The 2,378-nt window shown below is 49.2% G+C and carries 3 protein-coding genes; all 3 read left to right on the forward strand.

Annotated features, from left to right (window positions below):
• Positions 1-160 precede the first annotated feature (160 nt).
• The 3 genes from B5P39_RS24245 (at position 161) to B5P39_RS24255 (ending at position 2,245) form a co-directional block, all read left to right on the forward strand.
• Complete coding sequence (locus tag B5P39_RS24245; RefSeq protein WP_001749986.1) at positions 161-613, forward strand: NAD(+)--rifampin ADP-ribosyltransferase Arr-3; 453 nt, start codon at positions 161-163, stop codon at positions 611-613.
• 132 nt (positions 614-745) lie between these two features.
• Complete coding sequence (dfrA27, locus tag B5P39_RS24250; RefSeq protein ID WP_001749985.1) at positions 746-1,219, forward strand: trimethoprim-resistant dihydrofolate reductase DfrA27; 474 nt, start codon at positions 746-748, stop codon at positions 1,217-1,219.
• Between the two features lie 180 nt (positions 1,220-1,399).
• Positions 1,400-2,245: an ANT(3'')-Ia family aminoglycoside nucleotidyltransferase AadA16 gene (locus B5P39_RS24255; protein WP_001749984.1), complete on the forward strand. Its 846-nt coding sequence runs from the start codon at positions 1,400-1,402 to the stop codon at positions 2,243-2,245.
• Positions 2,246-2,378: the final 133 nt, after the last annotated feature.

Consider the following 2,378-nt stretch of genomic DNA (forward strand, 5'->3'; position numbering starts at 1 on the left):
CTGTTTTTTTGTACAGTCTATGCCTCGGGCATCCAAGCAGCAAGCGCGTTACGCCGTGGGTCGATGTTTGATGTTATGGAGCAGCAACGATGTTACGCAGCAGGGCAGTCGCCCTAAAACAAAGTTATGCAGCCAAATCCCAACAATTAAGGGTCTTAAAATGGTAAAAGATTGGATTCCCATCTCTCATGATAATTACAAGCAGGTGCAAGGACCGTTCTATCATGGAACCAAAGCCAATTTGGCGATTGGTGACTTGCTAACCACAGGGTTCATCTCTCATTTCGAGGACGGTCGTATTCTTAAGCACATCTACTTTTCAGCCTTGATGGAGCCAGCAGTTTGGGGAGCTGAACTTGCTATGTCACTGTCTGGCCTCGAGGGTCGCGGCTACATATACATAGTTGAGCCAACAGGACCGTTCGAAGACGATCCGAATCTTACGAACAAAAGATTTCCCGGTAATCCAACACAGTCCTATAGAACCTGCGAACCCTTGAGAATTGTTGGCGTTGTTGAAGACTGGGAGGGGCATCCTGTTGAATTAATAAGGGGAATGTTGGATTCGTTGGAGGACTTAAAGCGCCGTGGTTTACACGTCATTGAAGACTAGTCCTTTGCATAACAAAGCCATCAAACCGGACGCCAGAGATTCCGCGCCTGTTGCGCATGGCTTCGCCATTTTATGCGCAATAGGCGCGCCACCCTGTCGCCGTTTATGGCGGCGTTAACCCAAAGGAGTATCGTGAAAATATCACTAATGGCTGCAAAAGCAAGAAATGGGGTTATTGGCTGCGGCTCGGATATCCCGTGGAACGCTAAAGGTGAGCAGCTGCTTTTTAAAGCAATAACTTACAATCAATGGCTCTTAGTCGGCCGTAAAACATTTGAGGCAATGGGGGCTCTCCCAAATAGAAAGTATGCAGTTGTCAGCCGCTCAGGATCGGTAGCTACTAACGATGATGTGGTTGTGTTTCCATCTATAGAAGCAGCAATGAGGGAGCTAAAGACTCTTACGAACCATGTTGTTGTTTCTGGTGGTGGAGAGATCTACAAGAGTCTGATCGCCCATGCCGACACGCTACATATCTCGACAATAGATTCCGAGCCAGAGGGCAATGTTTTCTTTCCGGAAATCCCCAAAGAGTTCAATGTGGTGTTCGAGCAGGAATTTCATTCAAATATAAATTATCGCTATCAAATCTGGCAAAGGGGTTAACCATCCAAGCCATCGGACACATTTTGCTTCGCTGCGCTCAAAACGCAAAATGTGCCGCTGCTTAGCGGCGTTAGATGCACTAAGCACATAATTGCTCACAGCCAAACTATCAGGTCAAGTCTGCTTTTATTATTTTTAAGCGTGCATAATAAGCCCTACACAAATTGGGAGTTAGACATCATGAGCAACGCAGTGCCCGCCGAGATTTCGGTACAGCTATCACAGGCACTCAACGTCATCGAGCATCATCTGGGATCGACGTTGCTGGCCGTGCATTTGTACGGCTCTGCACTCGACGGTGGCCTGAAGCCATGCAGTGATATTGATTTGCTGGTTACTGTGACTGCACAGCTCGATGAGACTGTGCGGCAGGCTCTGTTCGTAGATTTCCTGGAAGTTTCCGCTTCTCCCGGCCAAAGTGAAGCTCTCCGTGCCTTGGAAGTTACCATCGTCGTGTACGGCGATGTTGTTCCTTGGCGTTATCCAGCCAGACGGGAACTGCAATTCGGGGAGTGGCAGCGCAAGGACATTCTTGCGGGCATCTTCGAGCCCGCGACAACCGATGTTGATCTGGCTATTCTGCTAACTAAAGCAAGGCAACACAGCCTTGCCTTGGCAGGTTCGGCCGCGGAAGATTTCTTCAACTCAGTCCCGGAAAGCGATCTATTCAAAGCACTGGCCGACACCTTGAAACTATGGAACTCACAACCGGATTGGGCAGGCGACGAGCGGAATGTAGTGCTTACTTTGTCTCGCATTTGGTACAGCGCAGCAACCGGCAAGATCGCGCCGAAGGATGTAGCTGCCAACTGGGTAATGGAACGCCTGCCCGTCCAACATCAGCCCGTGCTGCTTGAAGCCCAGCAGGCTTACCTTGGACAAGGGATGGATTGCTTGGCCTCACGCGCTGATCAGTTGACTGCGTTCATTTACTTTGTGAAGCACGAAGCCGCCAGTCTGCTCGGCTCCACGCCAATGATGTCTAACAGTTCATTCAAGCCGACGCCGCTTCGCGGCGCAGCTTAATTCAGGCGTTAGATGCACTAAGCACATAATTGCTCACAGCCAAACTATCAGGTCAAGTCTGCTTTTATTATTTTTAAGCGTGCATAATAAGCCCTACACAAATTGGGAGATATATCATGAAAGGCTGGCTTTT

It is taken from the genome of Shewanella sp. Shew256, from assembly GCF_002196695.1.
Classification (GTDB): Bacteria; Pseudomonadota; Gammaproteobacteria; order Enterobacterales; family Shewanellaceae; genus Shewanella; species Shewanella mangrovisoli.

What these genes read in the sequence shown, in the direction of transcription:
- B5P39_RS24245 (WP_001749986.1), top strand. Translation starts at nt 161, where the DNA reads ATGGTAAAAGATTGGATTCCCATCTCTCATGATAATTACAAGCAGGTG.
- B5P39_RS24255 (WP_001749984.1), top strand. Translation starts at nt 1,400, where the DNA reads ATGAGCAACGCAGTGCCCGCCGAGATTTCGGTACAGCTATCACAGGCA.